This is a genomic window from Streptomyces sp. NPDC052721, assembly GCF_040678315.1.
Taxonomy (GTDB): Bacteria; Actinomycetota; Actinomycetes; order Streptomycetales; family Streptomycetaceae; genus Streptomyces.
On the sequence record NZ_JBFATL010000035.1, the window covers coordinates 24916 to 45531 of the forward strand.

The following is a 20616-nucleotide window of genomic DNA, read 5'->3' on the forward strand; positions in this document are numbered from 1 at the left end:
GACGGCCAGGAACGAATCGATGCAACCGCCGCGTTCTCGCCGCACCCCTCCTCGTCTGAGCCGGCGCGCCGCCTTCAGCGTGCTTTCGGCCACCACCGTCGTACTGATGGCGACCGCGAGCGCGCCCTCACCGATCTATCCCCTGTACCGGGAGCGCTGGGACTTCTCGGTCACCACGGTGACGGTCGTCTTCGCCGTGTACGTCGTGGGGCTGCTCGGAGCCCTGCTGACCCTGGGGCCGGTGAGCGACCGCCTGGGGCGCCGTCCCGTGCTGCTCACCGCGCTCCTGCTGGCCGCGGCCAGTACGGCGATCTTCTGGACGGCCAGTGGTGTCCTGTCCCTGGTGATCGCACGGACGGTGCAGGGCGTCGCCACCGGAACCGCCATCGGAGGGCTGGCCGCCGGGCTGGTCGACTTCTCCCCGGTGAAGCGCCCGCACGCGGGGACCACGGTGACGGCAGTGGGGACGAGCGTGGGCCTGGCCGCCGGCGCCGCTGTGGTGGGACTGCTGGTCCAGTCGGTCGCCCACCCGGACACGTACGTCTTCTCCGTCCTCACCTGCGTCTTCCTGCTCCTCGCGGTGGCGGTCTGGTACATCCCCGAGACGGTCGCACCGCCGGCCGGCGCGCCGGCCAGGCTCCGCCCGAGAGTGGGCATCCCGCAGGGATCCCGGCACCGGTTCCTGGCCGCCGTACCCGCCCTCGTGGCGGGCTGGTCCGTCACGGGGCTGTTCCTCGCCCTGACCCCCTCCGTGGTCGCCGGTGTCCTCCACGTCACCTGGGGAGCCGCGGGCGGGCTCGACATCGCCGCGCTGTTCCTCGCCGGCGGTACGGGCGGCATGTGGTCCGCCCGGCACACGGTGCGGCGGGCCACACTGCTGGGCGCGGTCCTGCTGACCCTGGGCTCGGCCGGACTGGCCGTGGCCATCGCCCTGTCGTCCCCGGTCGTCTACGCGTGCGGGGCCGTCGTGGCGGGTCTGGGGGTCGGCCTGACGTACAACGGCAACCTGCGAGCCATCGGCGAGGTCACCACCGCGCAGTCCCGATCGGAGGTGTTCTCCGCCGTGTACGTCGTCAGCTATGCGGCGCTGAGTCTTCCCGCCCTCGCGGCCGGCCTGCTGGCACCGGCATGGGGTCTGAGGACCACCAGCTTCCTCTACGTCGCGTTCGTCGGGTCTCTGTCGCTGCTCGCACTGGTCCACGCGGCCCGGTCGCAGGCCGACGGGCCCACGGGGCGCGACACCGGATCCCCGCGGGGCGCCGACGCCCTCACCGCCTGCGCCGGCCGTTCCGGTCAGGCGGGGCCGACTGTCGCACATCGCCCACCCGCGAGCGGCGACGGCTCCCCGCCGAAGGTCCGCTGACGCCCTCCACCTCGATGTCATCGTGCGGGCGCACGCCGCGGGCCTCACCCGAGGAGCGCTCGACCGGCCCGCACGCCGGACCGACCTCGCCGGCCGCGCCGCACCCCCAGCGTGCCCGGCCGCGAGGTCGGTCGCGGGGGTGGCGACGGAACTCGGCCACGGAACGACCGGCCTCACCGTCGGACAGCGTGTCTTCGCACTGACCCACTGGATCGGCAACGGCTCGCTCGCCGAGCACGTCGCCGTGGAAGCCCGCAACATCGCCCCGCTCCCCGCCGACGTCGGCCACACGGTGGCAGCCGCACTGCCCATCTCCGGACCGACCGCCGGGCAGGGCCTGTTCGACCACGCCGACCTCGTCACCGGCCAGACCGTCCTAACGGTGACAGGCTCAGGCCGGTTGATCTGGCCCGTGGGAGCGGTCTGTCCACGCAGGCGATCAGGAACTACGAGGAGGCCGGCATCCTTCCGGCCGCCGGTCGCACACCCCACGGCTACCGCGTCTACACCGCGCTGCACGCCCAGGCCCTGCGCGCATTTCTCGCCCTGGTGCCCGGCCACGGTCACCAGACGGCGACGTCGATCATGCGAGCCGTGAACCAGGACGCGGTCGACGAGGCGTTCCGCCTCATCGACGAGAGCCATGCCCAGCTTCTCGACGACCGGCGGACCCTCCAGGCCGTGGAGAGCGCCCTGCGCGAACTGGAGTCGACCACGGCGCCCGAGCCTGGTGCGCGGTCCGAGCCGACCGAGGTGCCGAGGCCCGGCAGCACGTTCATCGGGCCGCTGGCAGCGAAACTCGGCATCCGGCCCGCGACGCTGCGCACATGGGAGCGCGCCGGACTGGTACGCCCGCGCCGTGACCCGCGGACCGGCTACCGCGTCTACGACGAGGCCGACGTACGGGACGCCCGGCTGGCCCACCAGCTCAGGCGGGGCGGCTACCTGCTGGAGCAGATCGCCCCGCTGATCGCCCAGGTGCGGGCGGCCGGCGGGCTGCAGCCACTGGAGGCCGCACTGTGCGACTGGCACGGGAGGCTGTCCGCCCGCGGGCGAGCGATGCTGACCGGGGCCGCCGAATTGGCGGCCTACCTCCGAGCGCGCGAACCAACCATGATCTGACCTGCGCATTCGACATCGGAGCCGCACTGCCCTGGTGTACGGCGCTCGCCGCGGCGTCCGCCGTGGGTGCGGGACCGTCACGATCCTCGCGGACCGGATCAGTGCCTTGTCGTGAAGCGCCCGCTCTTCCGTTCGGCGGCGGTGCGGATGTCGTTGCGGAACGGGCGCATAGGGTCGCCGGCATGACACTGCGACCTGTGCAGGTGAACATCAAGGCTCTTGACGCCTCGGCGGTCGGCCGGTTCTGGGCGGAGGCGCTCGGCTGGAGTGCTTACAGCCCCGGTGTGACCACCTACGTCGGACCCGCCGGCGGCCCCGTTTGGCCGGACCCGGTCGCCGTCTGCGTCGACGTCGTTCCCGTCCCGGAACCCAAGACAGCAACAAAGAACCGTGTGCACCTCGATCTCGCCACCACGTCTACGGCCCACCAGGCGGAGCTGGTCGCGCGCCTGAAGTCTTTCGGTGCGACACCCGTCGACGTGGGCCAGGGCGCCGTGCCGTGGACGGTTCTCGCCGACCCGGAGGGCAACGAGTTCTGCGTACGGGAGCCTCGGGAGATCTACCGGGACACCGGGCCGATCGCCCGGGTGGTGGTCGACTGTACGGATCCGCGGGCCATGGCCCGGTTCTGGGGCGAGGCGATGGACTGGACCCTGCACGAGGTGACCGACGACCGCGCGGTGTTGCGTTCCGCCAGGGGCGTCGGCTCGTATCTCGAGTTCCTCCGCACGCCCGGGGTGAAGACCGTGCCAGACCGCGTCCATCTTGACATGCTGCCGTACCCCGGTGACGACAAGACAGCGGAGGTGACCCGCCTGCGCGCCCTCGGCGCCACCGACCTCGACCTCGGCCAGGGCGACGTCCCGTGGACATGCCTGGCCGACCCGGAGGGCCACGAGTTCTGCGTCCTCGCCCCGTCCTGACGCGGCGCCCTGACGACACCCCGAGGGGCCGGCGCAACCCGCTTGTTGATCGAGTGCCGCAGCTGGCCGCTCTGAGCACCGATCCTCTCCGGAGCCATAGATGCGCTGACCGTTGTGAGCGCCCTCGCGGCGCTCGGCCGCCGTGCGGAGGCGGGGCCGGCCGGGCTGAGGTTCCGCACGGTACTGCGGTGGCAGCGGCTGGAGTGGGACGAGATCGTCGGCGCATGGCGAAGCGCAACTCCTCGAACAGGTCACGCAGTTCGCTCGGCATGCGGGGTGCCACGTCCGCGCCGGCCTCCAGCAGAAGCCGGACGCCCCGCCGGAACTCCTTGTCGCCGATGGGCTCGTCCAGCATCCTCGCCACCTCGATGTCAGTCAGTGAGAAGCTGCAAGTCTCGGACATGGGCGCCCGCCGGGCGACGCCTCCGGCCTTCATGTCATCCTCTGATCATGACCCCTACGGAGACGGTCCAGGACCGGTACGACGACGATGAGCTGCCCCCGACTCCGGCGCCCACCACCCCTGCCGAGTGGGACGCCCTCATCGACGAGTGGGACGAGATCCGGCACGGCTACTACCTCGGCGACGCGCCAGGCACGGTACTGGAGTGCGCGAAGAATCTTGAGGCGAGCGTGGCGGCCGGCGGACCGGACACCGCTCTGTGGACCCTCGGGCTGGTGCTGATAGGCCCTTACGTGATCGATGCCCGCCCGGACGCGGTGGCCGAGGCTCGGGTGCTGGAGGCGATGGGCGCGGTCGAACGTGCTCTGGGGCAGGCGGCTTGTGCGCACGAGGCGCATCCGTGCGACGACATGCCGCTCGATGCCGGGCTGGACAACTTCCGGTGGGTCCTGGAGATGCTGGCCCATCCGGAGCGGGACGCCGCCCATGAAGCGGCCCTGGCCGATGAGGAGAACTGGCCCGACGAGGAAGGAGCCCAGTCCTGGTACGAGGGCCGCATGACGCGGGAGATATGGGCCTGCCCGCGGAATCTGGCCGGCTTCGCCCGCTCCTTCTCCGACTGAAGTCGCGCCGCCCCCGGTACGCCCGGTGATCGCAGCTTCAACCCCACTGACCTTCTCTTCTGGATCACTCTCACGTGCGAGTAATAGGTTGCCCGTCATGACTGAACTCGGGTCCGTCCTCTGGCCGCCTGCCCCGATAAGCACCGAACGGCTCGTGCTCCGCGAGTCCGAGGCCCGGGACCGTGCGGCGTTCATCGAGTTGTTCGCATCGCCAGAGGTGGGCACCTATGTCGGTGGTCCTCGACCGCGTGATGAGCTCGAGCGCGCGGTGCCTGAGGTGCCCGGGCGGCGCCCTGGCCTTTTCGTGGTTGATCTCGACGGAGCGATGATCGGAATGATCACGCTCGAACGGCGCGACGCGGAGCGTCCGGGGCGCGTCCGTCCGGAGGGCGGGGAGGCCGAGCTGGGCTACATGTTCCTGCCGGAGGCATGGGGACGCGGGTATGCCGCGGAGGCGTGTGCGGCGGCACTCGACTGGTTCGCGGACGTGTTTCCCGGTGAGCCGGTGGTGCTCACCACCCAGACCGCCAACGTTCGTGCGATGCGCCTCGCGGCGAAGCTGGGGTTCGCCGAGGTGGAGCGGTTCGAGGAGTACGGCGCCGAGCAGTGGTTCGGTGTGTGGTCCTCGGTCATGCCGTCCGATTGAGCGGCCGTTTCCTTCACCGGGAGCTACCGCCGAAGCAGGCTGACACCTGCTGTTCCCGGCTGACTACTTGCCGGCGCGGGCCACGAGCAGCGGCTGGAAGAAGCCTGTCTCCTGCGGCGTCCGCCACCCGGGTGCGACGAACCCGGCCTCGGCTGCGAGGTCGGCCAGCCGTCCCTGGCCGAGTGCCCAGTAGGTGGTCCGGCGGACCTTGACGCGCCATGCTCCGCCTCCCGGAAGGAGTGGGAAATGCTCCAGGTCGTAGTGCTCGCCGTCGTCGTGCCCGTGCCATAGCTGGAAGGTGACGGTCCGTTCTCCGTCGTCGGCGGCCCGGTGCACATGTGGAGGCGTCGACGAGGGGCGGTCGCGCAGCAGATCTTCGTAGGGGCGTGTACTGACCAGCAGCAGGCCGGCGGGACGCAACACGCGGCGCATCTCGGCCAAGACGACGCGCACATCCTGCTCTGTCAGCAGGTGAGGCAGCGAGTTGTCGGCGCAGACGACGGTGTCGAACCGGCCATCGGGAAACGGGAGGCGCCGCATGTCGGCGGCGGCCGTGTGCAGGTTCAGGCCCCGGCGGGCGGCCTCACGGACAGCGCGGGCGGCTGCGCGGGGGCTGAGGTCGGTCCCGGTGACGCTGTGTCCGCGCAGCGCCAGGCCGATGGCCTGCGTGCCGATGCCGCAGGAGCAGTCGAGCACCGCCGCGCGATCCTGGCCGATCAGGGCGGCCAGAGCGTCGCCCTGCCGACGGATGCTCGCGTCCCAGTCCGAGTAGATCAGGTGGTAGTCGTCGGCCAGTTCGTCGTAGAAGTGCGCCACCGATGTCCCGGACATGTCCCGGGATGACCGTGGCTGACCCTCCCGGAGGCGCTGGTCAGCTCCGTCATCGGCGCGCACACCCTTGCGGACGGGGGTGCCGTCACGTCTCGGGTTCTGGCTCCCCTTCTGTGACGCGGCCACCGTGAGCGACGGTCGAGTTTTCTTGAACAAGCCGGCTGAGCGGATGGCGTGCGACGTTGCGCGTACGCGGTGGTCGGCGTCCGCGTCCAGCGGTCATGGCCCGTTCGGCCGACTACGTCACCGCGGTCAGCGTCGCGTAGACCACGACGTTGCCCAGGTAGCCGGTGCGCTTGTCGTAGCCGCCACCGCAGGTGATCAACCGCAGCTCGGGCCGGCCGGAACTGCCGTAGACCTTCTTGCTGGGGAACTTCTCCCTGTCGTACAGCTCGACGGCGCGGACGGTGAACACCGCTGTCCGCCGGTCGGCCCGGCTGATCTCGATGGTGGCGCCCTCGGTCAGGGCGCCGAGGTCGTAGAAGACACCGGGGTCGCCGGTGGGTGTGTCCACATGCCCGGTGGCGATGGCGGTGCCTTCCGAGCCGGGAGGCGTGCCGTCGCCGTACCAGCCGGCGTAGTCGGGTTTGTCAGGTGGTGGGGTCCGCAGTGCCCCTGCCGCATCGAGGCCCACGCGTGTCATCGGGGCGTCCACCCCGATGGCGGCGATCCGGAGCCGGACAGGATCTGCGGGGGGCAGCGGGTGGACGGTGGGGCGGGTGGGGTCTGCCGAGGCTGAGAAGGCCCGCGCCGCCGACGGCTGCGGTGGTGACTCGCCGTCGCGCACCCCGCTGATCAGCAGCACCACACCTGCCGTCATCGCGCAGGCCAGAAGGACCACCGCGGGAGTGGACGGGTCTCGGGACGAGCTGGTGTGGTGTCTGGCTGCCATCGCGGTTCGGTCTTTGCTGCACGGCGGGTGCGTCGGAGCGGGTGGTGCCTTGCGGTGGGCGGGCCTCGCGGCCACCGGGTCCGAAGCCGTTCCAGGGGCCGGTCACAGGCCGAAGGGGACTCCGGCCGGCCGGCGGATCGGGACGGTCAGGTGCGGTTGCCGTTCGGGCGGCGGCGCAGCCAGACCGCACCCCCGACGGCGGCCGTGACGAGCAGCCCACCGCCCAGGGCGAGCCCCGCACCCGCGTCTTCGGCCGGTCCGAAGCCGGCGCTGACCGAGCCGCTCGGAGGGCGTCCGATGACCCGGTACGTCTCCGTGACCTTGGTCAGTGGCGGACACTTCACGGTGACTGTGTCGCTGCCCGGCCGGGTTCCTTCCGGGATCTGGAACTCGCCCGTGAGCACCCCCTCCTCCTCGCCTGCGAAGAGGTGGAACTCTCCCGCCACCTCCGACCGGCCCTTGCCATAGTCCGCGTCAGCGTCGCAGGCCCTCGTACTGACCGTGACCGTGGAACCCGGTGGGGCGTTCCAGGGTTCGATACGGACATCTGAGTCATCAGCGGCGGCAGCGGCCGGGATCTGCAGCCCGAGGGCACCGAGAACCAGGCCGATACCCGCACCCATGTGTCTGTAGCGCATGCGAATCCTCCAACGGAACAGTGTCCGGCCTGCTGCGCGGCACATCTCGTGTGTTCCGCTCACGAGGCAACCGACAGTCCGTCAGTTCCGCAACCTGACGAGTCGCCCAACCTGTCACCCGGTCAGGCGTTCCGGCCTTCCCTCTTGATCGCTTACGCAGGTCAACGAGGCGGAGATCATCCGTACTCATCACCCACCGCCCCGTCCCCATAACGGTGAACGACGACCGGGCGGTCCCGTGCGGGGACCGTGTCCCGGTCGGGGGTCAGGCCCGGGGCGAGGCCTGGACGTCGATGGGGATGTCCAGCCGGCCGGCCACGGTGGTGAGGGCTCTCCCCAGCGGGAGCGCGACCCGGGTGAGGGCGTGGCGGTCACCTCGGGTCTGGTCCCGGTTGATGATGAGCACCGGCTTCCCGGCCTCGGCCGCCTGGCGGACGAACCTCAGCCCGGACATCACCGTCAGCGAGGACCCGAGGACCAGCAGTGAGGCTGCCTCACGGACCAGCTCGCGGCAGTACTCGACCCGCTGCGGGGGAACTGCCTCGCCGAAGAACACGACGTCCGGCTTGAGGATGCCGCCGCAGATCACGCAGGGCAGTACGCGGAAGTCCTTGACCTGTTCGTCAGTGAGGTCGGCGTCACCGTCCGGGTTGATTCCCGCCGCCACCGGCTCGAAGCCCGGATTGGCCGCTTCCAGCCGCTGGGCGAGTTCGCGGCGCGGGCTGAACGCGCCACACCCGAGGCATACGACCCGGTCCAGGCTTCCGTGGAGTTCCACGACGCCCTCGCTGCCGGCGGCCTGGTGCAGGCTGTCGACGTTCTGGGTGATCACGCCGGAAAGCAGGCCGTGCCGCCCGAACGCGGCCACGGCCCGGTGCCCGGCATTGGGGCGGGCACGGCCGAAGGTGCGCCATCCGAGGTGGCTGCGCGCCCAGTACCGGCGCCGGACCCGGGCGCTGGCGGTGAACTCCTGGTAGGTCATCGGGGTGTGCCGGCTCAGGCTCCCGCCCTCGCCCCGGTAGTCGGGGATGCCCGACTCCGTGGAGATGCCCGCCCCGCTGAGCACCAGCACACCGCCGGCGCTCAGCGCATCGGCGACCGGCTCCAGATCCGTGGTGCCGGGCGGCAGGTCCTCGGTGGGTATCCAACGCAGAGTGGGGCGCATACGCATGCCGCCAGGGTACGGAACAGGCTGCCGTCGGGGAGTCCGCTACGGCGTCCCCCACCTCTTGCGCGCAGCGCAGCGCCGCGGCTGCCGGGATCCGGGTCCGGTCCGGGTCGCCGCCATGGCCGAATTCGGCCTGCACCGGACAGGCCGAAGCCGATCGCGTGCCGCCGCGGCGGCCGGCTCGCGCATCCCGGACGGTGCGGACATCGGTGTGCACACGGATGTGCCGGACCCTGCCGGGAGGGCTGAACCCCGTGCACCGCGGCGCAGGAGCCCGGCAGCGTCCCGGCTCCCCCTGCGGACCAACCGCCCAGCGAGGCCACGCCCGTCCGGCTACCTGTTCGGCGATGCCACCTCGGGGACGTCGGCGGAGCGGGTGAGCCGGGCGCGGAAGAAGTCCGTGAGCCGCGCGACCGCGGGCGTGACGTACTCGGGCTTGTCGTAGAGGTCGACATGACTGGCGCCGTCGATCCACACCAGTTCCTTGGGGTCCCCGGCGTTCTCGAACGCCTGGGCCGTCATGTGGCGGGTCACGGCCTCGGTCCCGGCGATCATGAGGAGCGGGCGTGGTGCGATCAGGTGGATGAACCTGAAGGGATCGAAGGCCACGATGCGGTCGATGCTGCTCCAGGTGAACGTCTTGGCGGAGCGGGGATGCCGGGCCCGGTCGGTGCAGTAGTACTCCCAGCCCTCGTACACGTGCTGACCGCCGGACCGGGCCTCTTCCTCGGTGCTCGGGAAGATCGGGAAGGTGTGCGGTTCGCTGCCGCGGAACTCCGCGGTGCGGGACGCGGCCGCGGCATCGAGCATGCCCTGAATGATCGCGGGATCCTGTTCGTCGTCGGGGCCCTGCCGGAATTGCCGGCCGACGTCGGCGGCGCTGACGGTCCCGACGGCCTTGATCCGGTGGTCGCCCACCGCGGCAGGCACCACGTACCCGCCGGAGGCGCAGATGCCCAGCGCGCCGATGCGGTCGGCGTCCACCCGTTCGTGGGCGCTCAGGTACGACACCGCTGCCTTGATGTCCTCGACCCGGTGGGCGGGATCCTCCAGGCCGCGTGGCTCGCCGCCGCTTTCCCCCTGGTAGGCGGCGTCGAAGGCCAGAGTGAGGAAGCCCCGCTCGGCCAGGAGCCGGGCGTACAGACCCGCGGCCTGCTCCTTGACGCCGCCGGCGGGGTGGGCCACCACGACCGCCGGGTACGGGCCGGCCGTCGTGTCGTCGGGGAGGTAGAGATGCCCGGCGATCCTGATCCCGGCGCTGTCGAAGGTCACGTTCGTCTTCATGACCTCAGCCTGACGCGGCAGCCGGATCCGTACCAGAAGCCTTTCTCGTCCGTAGGACACGGGCTGCCCGGGACGATTTCGGCCCTCCCAACCGGTTCCCTCTCGGAGAGACACTGGACCCATGAAGCCCTCAACCGGTGGTTCGGCCGAGCTCGGTGCCTTCCTCAAGGCACGACGTGCCGCACTGACCCCGAAGGACGTCGGCCTGGCCGACGGCGGTCCCCGGCGCGTCCGTGGGCTGCGGCGTGAGGAAGTGGCGCAGCTCGCGTCGATCAGCGTCGACTACTACACACGGCTGGAGCAGGGCCGCAAGCCGGCATCCGCTGCGATCCTGGCCGTCCTCGCCGACGTCCTGCGACTGGACGAGAACGACAAGACCTACCTCCACCTACTGGCAGGCAAGCCCCTGACCCGCCCGGCGCGCCGCACCCCTCAGCGGCTTCGCCCGGCGATGCGCAGACTCCTCGACCAGCTCACCGAAACCCCAGCGATCGTGCTGGGCCGCCGCATGGACGTCCTGGCCTGGAACCCGATGGCCCACGCCCTCTACACCGACTTCGCCGCGCTCCGTCCCGCCGGCCGCAACTACGTCCGACTGCTGTTCACCGATCCGGCGGTACGAGCCCTGCACGTCGACTGGGAATCCGCGGCCCGCACCGCCGTAGCCGCTCTGCGGATGGAAGCCGCGACCTGTCCGGATGACCCCGAGCTCGCGGTTCTCGTCGGCGAACTCTCCGTACAGGACAGGGACTTTGGCACCTGGTGGGCAGCGCACCACGCGACCAGCGCGAGCAACGGGACGAAGCACTACCGACATCCGGTCGTCGGCGACCTCACCCTGGACTGCGACATGTGGGCCAGCCCCGACGGCAGCAACCAGCGCCTCATGGTCCTCACGGCGGAGCCCGGCACGCCCTCCCACGCCTCCCTGCGCATCCTCGCCTCGTGGAACGCCCAGCCCGTGACAGGCGCCGAGCAGTAGGCGCTCCACGGGGGCGTTAGGTTTTCCACGGCACCGCCGCCACCGCTCCGATCGGGTCATGGCTCCGAGGATGACCCTCCGGACGACGGCATAGGGGTTCCCGCATGGACGTGGACGAGGGGATCAGGGCAGCCGAGGCCGGGGACTGGGTAGGCGCGGGACACGCCTTCGTCCGGGCTGCCATGGAGGGCAGTGCGGAGGGTGCCGAGCTGGCGGCCCGGGTGACCGTCGAGCTGGTACCGCTGGCGGACGGCGGGTCGGCGGAGGCCGCCGCGCTGCTCGCCGGGATCTACCTGGAGTACTTCGACGAGTCGGCCCTGCCCATGGCCGTGCGTTATGCCCGCGCGGCGGCCGAGGCCGGGCTCCCGGCCGGTCAGCGCACCTACGGGCACATGCTGATGACGGGTCGCGGCGTCGCGGAGGACCGCGCGGGTGCCGCTGCATTGTTCCGGTCGGCCGCCGAGGGCGGGGACGCCTACGGCATGTTCAACCTCGCGCAGTTGGCCGACGACCTCGACGAGTCCCTGCGGCTGTTAGAAACCGCCGCACGCGAGGGGATCGTGGCCGCCGGCGCGGCCCTCGGCGACCGTCTGTCGGCGCTGGACCGCGACGAGGAAGCGCTGGGCTGGTACGTCTGGGCGGCCGAGCGCGGGCATACAGGGGCGATGAACGCGGCGGCCTGCTGGTACCGCGACGGCTTCGGTACCACCCCGGACCCGGTGCAGGCGGTGCGCTGGTTCTTCGTCATGCTCGCGCACGGCGACGGAAACGGCGTCCACGAGGCGATCCAGCTGGCGAAGACCGGAGCGCTGGACGAGGAACAGATACGGGAAGCCGGGCGGCTCGCCCGCGACCCAGGATCGGCGGAGGCCCTGATCGGCACGGTCCTGGGCGGCAGCCGGAGCTGACGCGACGTCCGGCCGGGAACCGATCCGCCGACAGGCCTGCCCCGAGCCGGTGGGGCGGGATCGCCGAGACCTCACGACAGAGGTTCGCGACTCGCGCCTCAGGCAGCAGCGCGGTCACGGACCGACCCGGTCGGGCGGCAGGCCGTGGCGGGACGCGACGAGACGGGCGGGATCGGCACGCTCTTCGAGGGCCCACGGGGCAGGGCGTTCCGCGACGGCGACCCACGGCCGAAACGATCGGTAAGAGGCCTGGTCCAGAGAGTGGGACGCTCTTTGCGGGGAGCGGGTACTGCTGTAGAAATAGGCCCATGATTCACGGGTTCTTGGTGCGACGCCTGGTCATCGACCTGTGCCGGCGCCCGGCTTCGTGTTGTCGCTGACTCAGCGTTTCTGAGGCTCTTCCCCTCCCGCTGTCCGGTCGTGTCACCCGGCGGGAGCTGTGTCCCCTGTACCCGGCGGTGCCTGCTCCGCGTCTGTCAGCTCCGCTGACCCCAGCCGCTCATGCGCGGCGCCCTTGGAGGCTGCCCCATGTCCACGACATCCCGTCTGCCAGAAGCCGATCTCACCCCCATAGCCGTCGAACCGCCGGTTCGACGGTCCCCACGGGGCGCGTGGGCGCGCGTGCGCCGTGTCGCCCTGCCGTTCGGTTCGCTCCTCCTGTTCCTCGCGCTGTGGCAGTTGCTGGCGGCGAGCGGGACGTGGAGCGAGACGCTGGTTCCGCCGCCGGCACAGGTGTGGGACGCGTTCATCGACGTTTCCACGACACACGACGGCGTACGGGGCTACAACGGGACCTACCTCATCGAGCACCTGGGCATCAGCCTGCGGCGCATCGCCATCGGATCCGGTGCCGGCATCGCCCTCGGGGTGCTCTTCGGGCTCGCCATGGGCACCGTCGGCTGGTTGCGCTCGCTGTTCGAACCCTGGATCACCTTCCTGCGAACGCTGCCGCCGCTGGCGTACTTCTCGCTGCTCATCATCTGGCTGGGCATCAACGAGGAGCCGAAGGTCACCCTGCTGGCCGTGGCCGCCTTCCCACCGGTGGCGGTGTCCACGACGACGGCCGTGGCGGCCGTACCGCGGAGCCTCATCGAAGCCGCCCGCGCCCTCGGCGCCTCGCGGTGGGACGTCGTCAAGGACGTCGTCCTCCCGTCCGCTCTGCCGGAGACACTCACCGGCGTCCGGCTCGCCGTGGGAGTCGCCTACTCCTCCCTCGTCGCCGCCGAGTTGGTCAACGGACTGCCCGGCATCGGCGGCATGGTCAAGGACGCCGCCAACTACAACAACACCCCCGTGGTGCTGGTCGGCGTCATCGCCATCGGAGTCTCCGGCCTGATCATCGACGGTCTGCTGCTGCGGCTGGAACGCACCGCCGTGCCCTGGCGCGGTCACTCCTAGCCAAGCCCGCCTCACCTCCCCTCCTCTCGCACAGAAACGGCTCCACCATGTCTCGCTCACTGCCCAGAGTTCCCGTCGGCTCCCCCGCGGGGGGACCGTCCCGCCGGCTCCTGCTCGCCGGTGCCCTGGCCGCCGTGTCCGCGGCCGTGACCGGCTGCTCCTCGGACAGTGAGGCGTCGACGTCCGGCGGATCCAAGCGGCTGCGCATCGGCTACTTCGCCTTCCCCAGCGGCGATTTGATCGTGAAGAACAAGAAGCTGCTCGAGAAGGCCCTGCCGGACTACAGCATCACCTGGATCAAGTTCGACTCGGGTGCCGGCGTCAACCAGGCCTTCATCGCCAAGTCCCTCGACATCGCCGCGCTGGGCTCCAGCCCGTTCGCCCGCGGGGTGTCCGGGACCTCGCCGATCCCGTACAAGGTCGCGTGGATCCTCGACGTCGCGGGTGAGAACGAGGCCCTCGTGGCACGCAAGGCCACCGGCGTCCTCGACGTCGCCGGTCTCAAGGGCAGAACCATCGCGACTCCGTTCGCCTCCACCTCGCACTACAGCCTGCTGGCCGCGCTGACGAAGGCAGGTCTCAAGACGTCCGACGTCAAACTCGTCGACCTGCAGCCGCAGGCGATCCTCGCCGCCTGGCAGCGGGGGGACATCGACGCCGCCTACGTCTGGCTGCCGACCCTGGACGAGCTACGCGAGACCGGCACCCAGCTCACCAGCAGCAAGGAGATCGGCGCGGCAGGCAAACCGACCCTGGACCTCGCCGTGGTGTCCGACGAACTGATCGCCAGGGACCCGCGGGCGATCGACGCCTGGCGCGAGGCGGAGGCGAAGGCGCTCCGCCTGCTCAAGTCCGACCCCGACGGCTCGGTCAAGGCCGTCGCGGCCGAACTCGGCATCAGCACCGCGGACGCCCGGGCGCAGCTCGCGCAAGGCGTCTTCCTCACCCCCGAGGAGGTGGCCTCCGCCGACTGGCTGGGCACTGACGGCACCCCGGGCAAGCTGCTGTCGTACGTCACCGACACCGGCCGGTTCCTGGCCGGCCAGAAGCAGATCGACGCCGCACCGTCCGAGGACGTCGTCCGCGAGGCGCTCTATCTCAAGGGGCTGCCCGATGTCCTCAAGTGAAGCCCTGCACCAGGCAGTCGAGGACGACGGAACGGACACCCCGCGTGCCGGGTCCGTGCGCCTCGACCACGTCACCCACCAGTACCGCCGGGGCGGGGAGACCGTCACCGCCGTCGGGCCGGTCGACCTGACCGTCCCCGCAGGCGAGTTCCTGGTCCTGGTGGGCGCTTCCGGCTGCGGCAAGAGCACGCTGTTGCGGCTGATCGCCGGATTCGAGCAGCCCACTCACGGCTCGGTGCGGGTGTCCGGCGCCGAGCCGCGGCCCGGTGAGTCGGCCGGCGTGGTGTTCCAGACGCCTCGGCTGTTCCCGTGGCGTACCGTGCGGGGCAACATCGACCTGGCACTGCGGTACGCGGGGGTGAACCGCAGCCAACGGCCCGAGCGGCGAGCGGAGTTGCTCGCACGGGTGGGGCTCGAAGGCACCGGCAGGAGGCGTACTTGGGAGATCTCCGGCGGCCAGCGGCAGCGGGTCGCCATCGCCCGGGCCCTCGCCGCCGAGAACCCGCTCTTCCTGCTCGACGAGCCGTTCGCGGCGCTGGACGCGCTGACCCGGGAACGGCTCCAGGAGGACGTCCGCCGGGTGACCGCACAGACCGGGCGGACCACGGTGTTCGTCACCCACTCGGCGGACGAGGCGGTGTTCCTGGCCTCCCGCATCGTGGTGCTGACGAAGGGGCCGGGGACGGTGGCCCTGGACCTGCCGGTCTCCCTGCCGCGTGGCGATGTCGACGCCGAAGCGCTCCGGAATTCACGCGAGTTCGCCGAGCTGCGCACGGAGGTCTCCCACGCCGTGAAGGCCGCCGCCGCGGCCTGACCTCCGTATCAAGGAAAGGAAACACAGGCAGATGAGCATCCTCAGTGAACGGCCCGCAGCGGCACAGCTGCCGATCACCGAACTCGGCCCGCACTTCGGAGCCGAGATCCACGGCATCGATCTCGGCCGCCTGGACGACGACCAGGTCCTCGCGCTCCGGCACGCACTCGTGAAGTACAAGGTGCTCTTCGTGCGCGGCCAGGACAGCCTCGACGACGCCGGGCAGATCGAGTTCGGCAGACGCCTGGGCGAGGTCACCGTCGGGCACCCGATCCACGACTCCGGTGACGTGGCCCCCGAGGTGTACTCCCTGGACAGCCAGGACAACGGGTTCGCCGACGTCTGGCACACGGACGTGACGTTCGTACCACGACCGCCCGCGATCTCCCTCCTGCGGGCCGTGGTGCTGCCGCCCAACGGCGGTGACACGAACTGGGCCGACAGCCAACTCGCCTACGAGTCGCTGGCGCCGGGCCTGCGGACGCTGGCCGACTCACTCACCGCGGTCCACGACGGCACCCGCGAGTTCGGGTACTACCTCGCCCAGCGTCGGAAAGGCCGCGGAAACCTTTGGGAGGGCCAGGTCTTCACCGACCTGACGCCGGTCGAGCATCCGGTGGTGCGCGTACACCCCGAGAGCGGTCGCAAGGGTCTGTTCGTGAACCCCGGATTCACCTCGCACATCGTGGGCGTCTCGGAGCACGAGAGCCGGGGCATTCTCGACATCCTGTACGCCCACCTCACCAAGCCGGAACACGTCGTACGGCATCGCTGGCAGCCCGGTGACGTCGCCCTGTGGGACAACCGCAGCACGGCCCACTACGCCAACCGTGACTACGGCGACCGTCACCGGGTCATGCACCGCATCACATTGCGTGGGGACACCCCCGTCGGTCCCGCGAACGCACGCTGACCTCTGGGTAGGTCCGTGCTGATCTGATTCCTGTCAACCGGTGGGAGGGGTGGCCCACTACCGCCACCCCTCCCATGACGTTCGCCCTGGACGTCACCGACACCGACGTCGTCGCCCGCCTCGCCGAGGATCTCCGCGTCCGGTGGTCACGGGCGCCTCCTCCGGCCCCGGGGCCGACACGGCCCGCGCCCTGGCCGCGACCGGCGCGGCCGTCACCCTCGCCGTGCGGGACGTCGCGGCGGGCGAACGCGTCGCCCAGGACATCACCGCGTCGACCGGCGATCAGGACGTGGTCCGGCAGACGCCGGATACGTTCTGGACTTGCCAGTCCCTTTCGGTGAGGCAAGGTACCGCTGCTGGAGTTCCATCAGGGCCACCGGGCGCTCTGGCCGGCCCGATCGGTCAACCAGTGCACCCAGAAGCGCCCAGCGGAAAGGCCGGCCGGCGCGGTCGCGGAGACGGGGCACCACCCCGGCGTCCGGTCAGCGGGTGGCGAGCAATTCGAGCGTGTCGATCACACGGTTCGAGAAACCCCACTCGTTGTCGTACCACGCGACCACCTTGATGTGGCGGCCGTCGACGCGGGTGAGGGCCGAGTCGAAGATCGACGAGGCGGGATTACCCGTGATGTCGGACGACACGAGCGGGTCGTCCGAGTACTCCAGGATGCCGGCGAGGGGCCCCTGTGCTGCGGCGCGGTACGCCGCCAGCACGTCGTCGCGTGTCACATCGCGGGCGACGGTCGTGTTGAGTTCGACGATCGAGCCCACCGGTACCGGCACGCGGATCGAGTCGCCCGACAGCTTGCCGTCGAGGTTCGGCAGCACCAGGCCGATCGCCTTGGCGGCGCCGGTCGTGGTCGGCACGATGTTGATGCCGGCGGCCCGGGCACGACGGGGGTCGCGGTGCGGGCCGTCCTGCAGGTTCTGCTCCTGCGTGTAGGCGTGCACCGTCGTCATGAACCCGTGCTCGATACCGGCGAGTTCGTCGAGGACCGCGGCCAGCGGCGCGAGCGCGTTGGTGGTGCAGGAGGCGTTCGAGACGATCGTGTGCACGGCCGGATCGTAGGCGTCGGTGTTGACCCCGAACGCGAGCGTGACGTCGGCTCCGTCCGACGGCGCGCTGACGAGAACCTTCTTCGCACCGGCGTCGAGGTGCGCGCGGGCGGCCTTGGCCGAGGTGAAGCGGCCGGTGGCTTCCAGGACGACGTCGACACCGAGTTCGGCCCACGGCAGCTGCGCCGGTTCGCGCTCGGCCAGCACCGTGATCCGCCGGCCGTCGACGACGAGGGCGTTCCCGTCGGCCGTCACCGGGCGCCCGAGCCGCCCGGCCGTACTGTCGAAGGCGAGCAGCCGGGCGAGAGCGGCGGGCTCCGTCAGATCGTTGACGGCGACGATCTCCAGGGCACTGTCGCGCTCCAGCAGTGCGCGCAGCACATTGCGTCCGATGCGGCCGAAACCGTTGATGGCGATGCGAGTCATGAATGATGTCCCTTCCGTTCGCCACCAGGCTCGCCCGCCGCCAGCGCCCTCGACAGTGGCGGGATCGCCATGGTCCAAAAGGATCTCGCCAGCCGGCGTGGTACCGGGCGGGTCACTCGCCCCGCGTGAAGGTGCGCCGGTACTCGCTCGGAGTGGTGCCGAGGATGCGCTGGAAGTGCAGGCGCAGGTTCGCGCCGGTGCCGAGCCCGACGTCGGCGGCGATCTGTTCGACGCTGCGCTGCGAGCGCTCGAGCAGTTCACGGGCCAGGTCGATGCGGGCGCGCATCACCCACTGCATCGGCGTGTAGCCGGTCTCCTCGACGAAGCGCCGGGAGAACGTGCGCGGCGAGACCCCCGCCTGCCGCGCCAGTACGTCCAGAGTGAGGGACTCGCCGAGCCGGTGCAGCGCCCACTCGCGGGTGGCGGCGAACCGCTCGCCGAGCGGCTCGGGCACGCTGCGCGGCACGTACTGGGCCTGGCCGCCGCTGCGGTAGGGGGCGGCGACCAGGCGCCGGGCCGCGTGATTGGACGCGGCCACTCCGAGGTCGCCGCGCACGATGTGCAGGCACAGGTCGATGCCGGAGGCGGCGCCGGCCGAGGTGAGCACGCTGCCCTCGTCGACGAACAGCACGTTCTCGTCGACCCGGACCAGCGGATGCCTGGCCGCGAGTGCCCGCGTGTAGTGCCAGTGCGTCGTGGCGCGCCTGCCGTCGAGCAGGCCCGTGGCGGCGAGCGCGAACGCGCCCGTCGAGATGGCGGCGAGCCGCGCGCCCCGGTCGTGGGCGGCGATCAGTGCCTCGATGACGGTCTGCGGCGGGTCGTCGCGGTCCGGGAACCGGTAGCCGGGGACGAAGACGATGTCGGCCCACGCAAGCGCGTCGAGACCGTGGGCGACGTGGTACGCGAGGCCGTCGCCGCCGGTCACGAGACCAGGTGTCGCCCCGCACACCCGCACCTCGTACGGCATGCTCGCGCGGGTCGTGAAAACCTGCGCGGGAATTCCGACGTCGAGCGGCTTCGCACCCTCGAGCACGAGGACGGCGACGCGACGAAGGCGGGAGGCTGGCACACGAAGAGGTTACGTGGGGCATGCCGTCGATACGCCCCCTGCGCGGTCGCCGCAGCCGTGACTTCTCCGGCACACTGGCCCGAGCCCGACGCCCTCATCCGCCACGCCCGGTCGTTCGCTGCCCCCGGCCACCAAGGCGAGCGCCTGCCCGGCTGACTCAACCGAACAGGCTTCGCACCCTGATGGTCTCGACGCGCCGCCATGTGCCGCCGGGCAGCAGCATCCGCTCCCCGTCGGCGCTGCGAGCGCTCAGCCGGCCGGAGCCGGCCGGCCGGGGCCCCGCTCGCCGCCGCGTCTTCCTCGCCGATGGCAGCACCGGACCGCGGCAGGTCCGCTCGGCCCGCGTATCAGCTTGAGTGCGTCGGCTCATCAGCCCTCCAATGCGCGAGTACCGGGTGCCCTTGGGAGCGCCGGGCCCTTTCTGGCGGTCGGGCCTGCCCCGATGCGCGGACAGCCGTCGGCTACCCACCAGCATCCCTCTTCGTGTACCCGCGGGCGGGCCCGAATCGCACAACGCCGGGAGCAAGGGTGGGAGCACGTGGAACCGGCTGGGTGGCCCTCCATGAGCGCTGACGGCGCACAGCCGTCCGTCGTACCGCCGGAGCACCGCGTGGTGGTCGGTGTCGAGGGGCCGCGGTGCGCTCGCGGTGTGGGTGCTGCCGGGCCTGTACGGCTGGTCGGGGCCCGCCGTCGACACGGACGTCGACACGGACGTCGACACGGACGTCGACACGGACGTCGACACGGACGTCGACACGGACGTCGACACGGACGTCGACGAGGACGAGACGCGCCAGAAGACGACCCAGGAGCTGACCCACGCCGACGTCCTGCTGCGAGCCGCCGAAGGAGCCGAGGTCCTGGTCGTCGCAGCCGGGGGATGGGCAGGTTCGCGCGCCCTGCTCGGCTCCGCCAGCCGGCACGTCTCGCAGCACGCGAGCCGCCCGGTCGTCCTGAGCGGTCGGACGGGGGCGGTTCGCCCGTGCGGATGTGCGGTGGCGGATGCGGGCCTCCGTGCGGGCTCTGCCGCGCCGGTGGCCCGGAAGAAAAGCCCACAGCCGGTTCCGCCGCCTCGGTGGCCCTCGTCAGTCCAGGATCGTGGCGATGCCGCGGCGGCGAAGGTCGGCCAGCCCGTTCAACATGGCCTCGATCTGCTCGGGGGAGTGCCCGACCCAGCCCTTCAGCTCCGACACGATGCGCACGGGCTCGCGTGTGCGATAGGAGCGGGTGGGGTTGCCGGGGAATTTCCTGTCGGTGACGTTGGGATCGTCCTCCAGATCGCCGGTCGGCTCCACGACGTAGATCCGACCCGGCCCGTCGCCGGCTGCCAGCTCGGCGCCCCAGGCGGCGGCATCCAGGGTCTCGGAAACGTAGACGTGGCGGGACGTGCGCCCTTCCTCAAAGTTGGATGTGTGGCCGGGAGTCAACAAATCCCCCGGAACCAGGTCTGCCTTCGTACCGTGCAGGTAGGTTCCTGCCTCGTACACCTGGAAAGGGACAGGGGAGCTGGTCATGGGCTGGGCTGCTCCTTCGGGCCTGGGCTTGGTGTAACAGGGAACCACAGCAGCTATGGGTGCTACGGGTGGATCCGCGACGAAGCCGGGGACAAGCACGCCGCCGTGCGCGGTGAGCCCGCCGTCGACGGGGATCTCGGCGCCGGTGATGAACGACCTCGTCCGACAGCAGAGCGGGCGGCAGCCGGGCGCCTCGGTCACGTCGGTGACGTCGACGTGCGCGCCCTCCCGGGTCAGCGCCTGCTCCTCGGCTGCGCCCTGGCCACGGGCCGCGCGCGCGACGACGCAAGGCGAGACCGTGAAGCGCCGTCGGGAGCTGGTCAGGACCGGGCGGTTGCGGTGCCGTACCGGAGCGGGGCGAGGTCCCCGGTCAGTCCGGTGGGAGCCGTACGTGATGCCGGCGACCTGGCCGATGACCACCGCGGTGAGCCGGCGCCGTAGAGCGCTTGGCGGAAGGGGGAGGGATCGGAACCGAGTGTCCGCCCAACGGCGGCATGGTGAACGCGGGCGCGGTCTC

At 71.1% G+C, this 20616-nt stretch carries 19 protein-coding genes and 3 pseudogenes; 13 read left to right on the plus strand and 9 right to left on the minus strand.

Annotated features, from left to right (window positions below; genetic code table 11):
* The first annotated feature begins 19 nt into the window (after positions 1–19).
* The 6 genes and pseudogenes from AB0L21_RS28395 (at position 20) to AB0L21_RS28420 (ending at position 5080) form a co-directional block, all read left to right on the plus strand.
* Positions 20–1363, plus strand: coding sequence for an MFS transporter (locus AB0L21_RS28395; protein WP_365787252.1), 1344 nt, complete (start codon positions 20–22; stop codon positions 1361–1363).
* Positions 1317–1742, plus strand: a pseudogene (locus tag AB0L21_RS28400) (hypothetical protein); the annotation flags it as partial. The gene AB0L21_RS28395 and the pseudogene AB0L21_RS28400, both read left to right, overlap by 47 nt.
* Before the next feature lie 26 nt (positions 1743–1768).
* A complete protein-coding gene (locus tag AB0L21_RS28405) occupies positions 1769–2485 on the plus strand; it encodes a TioE family transcriptional regulator (protein WP_365787320.1) in 717 nt (238 codons plus the stop codon).
* A gap of 182 nt (positions 2486–2667) precedes the next feature.
* Positions 2668–3408: a VOC family protein gene (locus AB0L21_RS28410; RefSeq protein ID WP_365787254.1), complete on the plus strand. Its 741-nt coding sequence runs from the start codon at positions 2668–2670 to the stop codon at positions 3406–3408.
* 450 nt (positions 3409–3858) lie between these two features.
* Positions 3859–4434, plus strand: coding sequence for a hypothetical protein (locus AB0L21_RS28415; RefSeq protein ID WP_365703678.1), 576 nt, complete (start codon positions 3859–3861; stop codon positions 4432–4434).
* A 97-nt stretch (positions 4435–4531) separates the two neighbouring features.
* Positions 4532–5080: a GNAT family N-acetyltransferase gene (locus tag AB0L21_RS28420; RefSeq protein WP_365787256.1), complete on the plus strand. Its 549-nt coding sequence runs from the start codon at positions 4532–4534 to the stop codon at positions 5078–5080.
* A gap of 63 nt (positions 5081–5143) precedes the next feature.
* On the opposite strand, the gene AB0L21_RS28425 is transcribed toward AB0L21_RS28420, so the two are convergent.
* The 5 genes from AB0L21_RS28425 to AB0L21_RS28445 form a co-directional block, all read right to left on the minus strand.
* Complete coding sequence (locus tag AB0L21_RS28425) at positions 5144–5911, minus strand: class I SAM-dependent methyltransferase (protein WP_365787258.1); 768 nt, start codon at positions 5909–5911, stop codon at positions 5144–5146.
* Between the two features lie 238 nt (positions 5912–6149).
* Complete coding sequence (locus AB0L21_RS28430) at positions 6150–6731, minus strand: class F sortase (protein ID WP_365703791.1); 582 nt, start codon at positions 6729–6731, stop codon at positions 6150–6152.
* A 218-nt stretch (positions 6732–6949) separates the two neighbouring features.
* Positions 6950–7441 (minus strand): sortase, encoded by a 492-nt coding sequence (locus AB0L21_RS28435; protein ID WP_365787260.1) that lies wholly within the window; start codon positions 7439–7441, stop codon positions 6950–6952.
* Positions 7442–7706: 265 nt separating this feature from the next.
* Complete coding sequence (locus tag AB0L21_RS28440; protein ID WP_365787262.1) at positions 7707–8612, minus strand: NAD-dependent protein deacetylase; 906 nt, start codon at positions 8610–8612, stop codon at positions 7707–7709.
* Positions 8613–8942: 330 nt separating this feature from the next.
* Positions 8943–9893, minus strand: coding sequence for an alpha/beta hydrolase (locus tag AB0L21_RS28445; protein ID WP_365703670.1), 951 nt, complete (start codon positions 9891–9893; stop codon positions 8943–8945).
* A 121-nt stretch (positions 9894–10014) separates the two neighbouring features.
* Here AB0L21_RS28445 and AB0L21_RS28450 point away from each other — a divergent pair, with 121 nt between their 5' ends.
* From AB0L21_RS28450 to AB0L21_RS28480, 7 genes and pseudogenes are all read left to right on the plus strand, one after another.
* Positions 10015–10875: a helix-turn-helix transcriptional regulator gene (locus AB0L21_RS28450; protein WP_365787264.1), complete on the plus strand. Its 861-nt coding sequence runs from the start codon at positions 10015–10017 to the stop codon at positions 10873–10875.
* Positions 10876–10979: 104 nt separating this feature from the next.
* Complete coding sequence (locus AB0L21_RS28455; protein WP_365787266.1) at positions 10980–11783, plus strand: tetratricopeptide repeat protein; 804 nt, start codon at positions 10980–10982, stop codon at positions 11781–11783.
* A gap of 528 nt (positions 11784–12311) precedes the next feature.
* A complete protein-coding gene (locus AB0L21_RS28460) occupies positions 12312–13181 on the plus strand; it encodes an ABC transporter permease (RefSeq protein WP_365787268.1) in 870 nt (289 codons plus the stop codon).
* Positions 13182–13228: 47 nt separating this feature from the next.
* Positions 13229–14308: an ABC transporter substrate-binding protein gene (locus AB0L21_RS28465; protein ID WP_365703660.1), complete on the plus strand. Its 1080-nt coding sequence runs from the start codon at positions 13229–13231 to the stop codon at positions 14306–14308.
* Positions 14295–15122: an ABC transporter ATP-binding protein gene (locus AB0L21_RS28470; RefSeq protein WP_365787270.1), complete on the plus strand. Its 828-nt coding sequence runs from the start codon at positions 14295–14297 to the stop codon at positions 15120–15122. Before AB0L21_RS28465 ends, AB0L21_RS28470 begins: the two co-directional genes overlap by 14 nt.
* Positions 15123–15153: 31 nt before the next feature.
* Positions 15154–16035 carry a TauD/TfdA family dioxygenase gene (locus AB0L21_RS28475; RefSeq protein ID WP_365787272.1) on the plus strand — a complete coding sequence of 294 codons (882 nt, stop codon included), beginning with the start codon at positions 15154–15156 and terminating at the stop codon, positions 16033–16035.
* Between the two features lie 142 nt (positions 16036–16177).
* Positions 16178–16327 (plus strand): annotated as a pseudogene (locus AB0L21_RS28480) (SDR family NAD(P)-dependent oxidoreductase); the annotation flags it as partial.
* A 190-nt stretch (positions 16328–16517) separates the two neighbouring features.
* Here the strand turns inward: AB0L21_RS28480 and gap are convergent.
* The 4 genes and pseudogenes from gap to AB0L21_RS28500 form a co-directional block, all read right to left on the minus strand.
* Positions 16518–17516: a type I glyceraldehyde-3-phosphate dehydrogenase gene (gene gap / locus AB0L21_RS28485; protein WP_365703656.1), complete on the minus strand. Its 999-nt coding sequence runs from the start codon at positions 17514–17516 to the stop codon at positions 16518–16520.
* A 112-nt stretch (positions 17517–17628) separates the two neighbouring features.
* Positions 17629–18585 carry a helix-turn-helix domain-containing protein gene (locus AB0L21_RS28490; protein ID WP_365787274.1) on the minus strand — a complete coding sequence of 319 codons (957 nt, stop codon included), beginning with the start codon at positions 18583–18585 and terminating at the stop codon, positions 17629–17631.
* 1085 nt (positions 18586–19670) lie between these two features.
* Positions 19671–20099, minus strand: coding sequence for an NAD(+)--rifampin ADP-ribosyltransferase (arr, locus tag AB0L21_RS28495; RefSeq protein WP_365703652.1), 429 nt, complete (start codon positions 20097–20099; stop codon positions 19671–19673).
* Between the two features lie 171 nt (positions 20100–20270).
* Positions 20271–20423 (minus strand): annotated as a pseudogene (locus AB0L21_RS28500) (3-oxoacyl-ACP reductase); the annotation flags it as partial.
* Positions 20424–20616 lie beyond the last annotated feature (193 nt).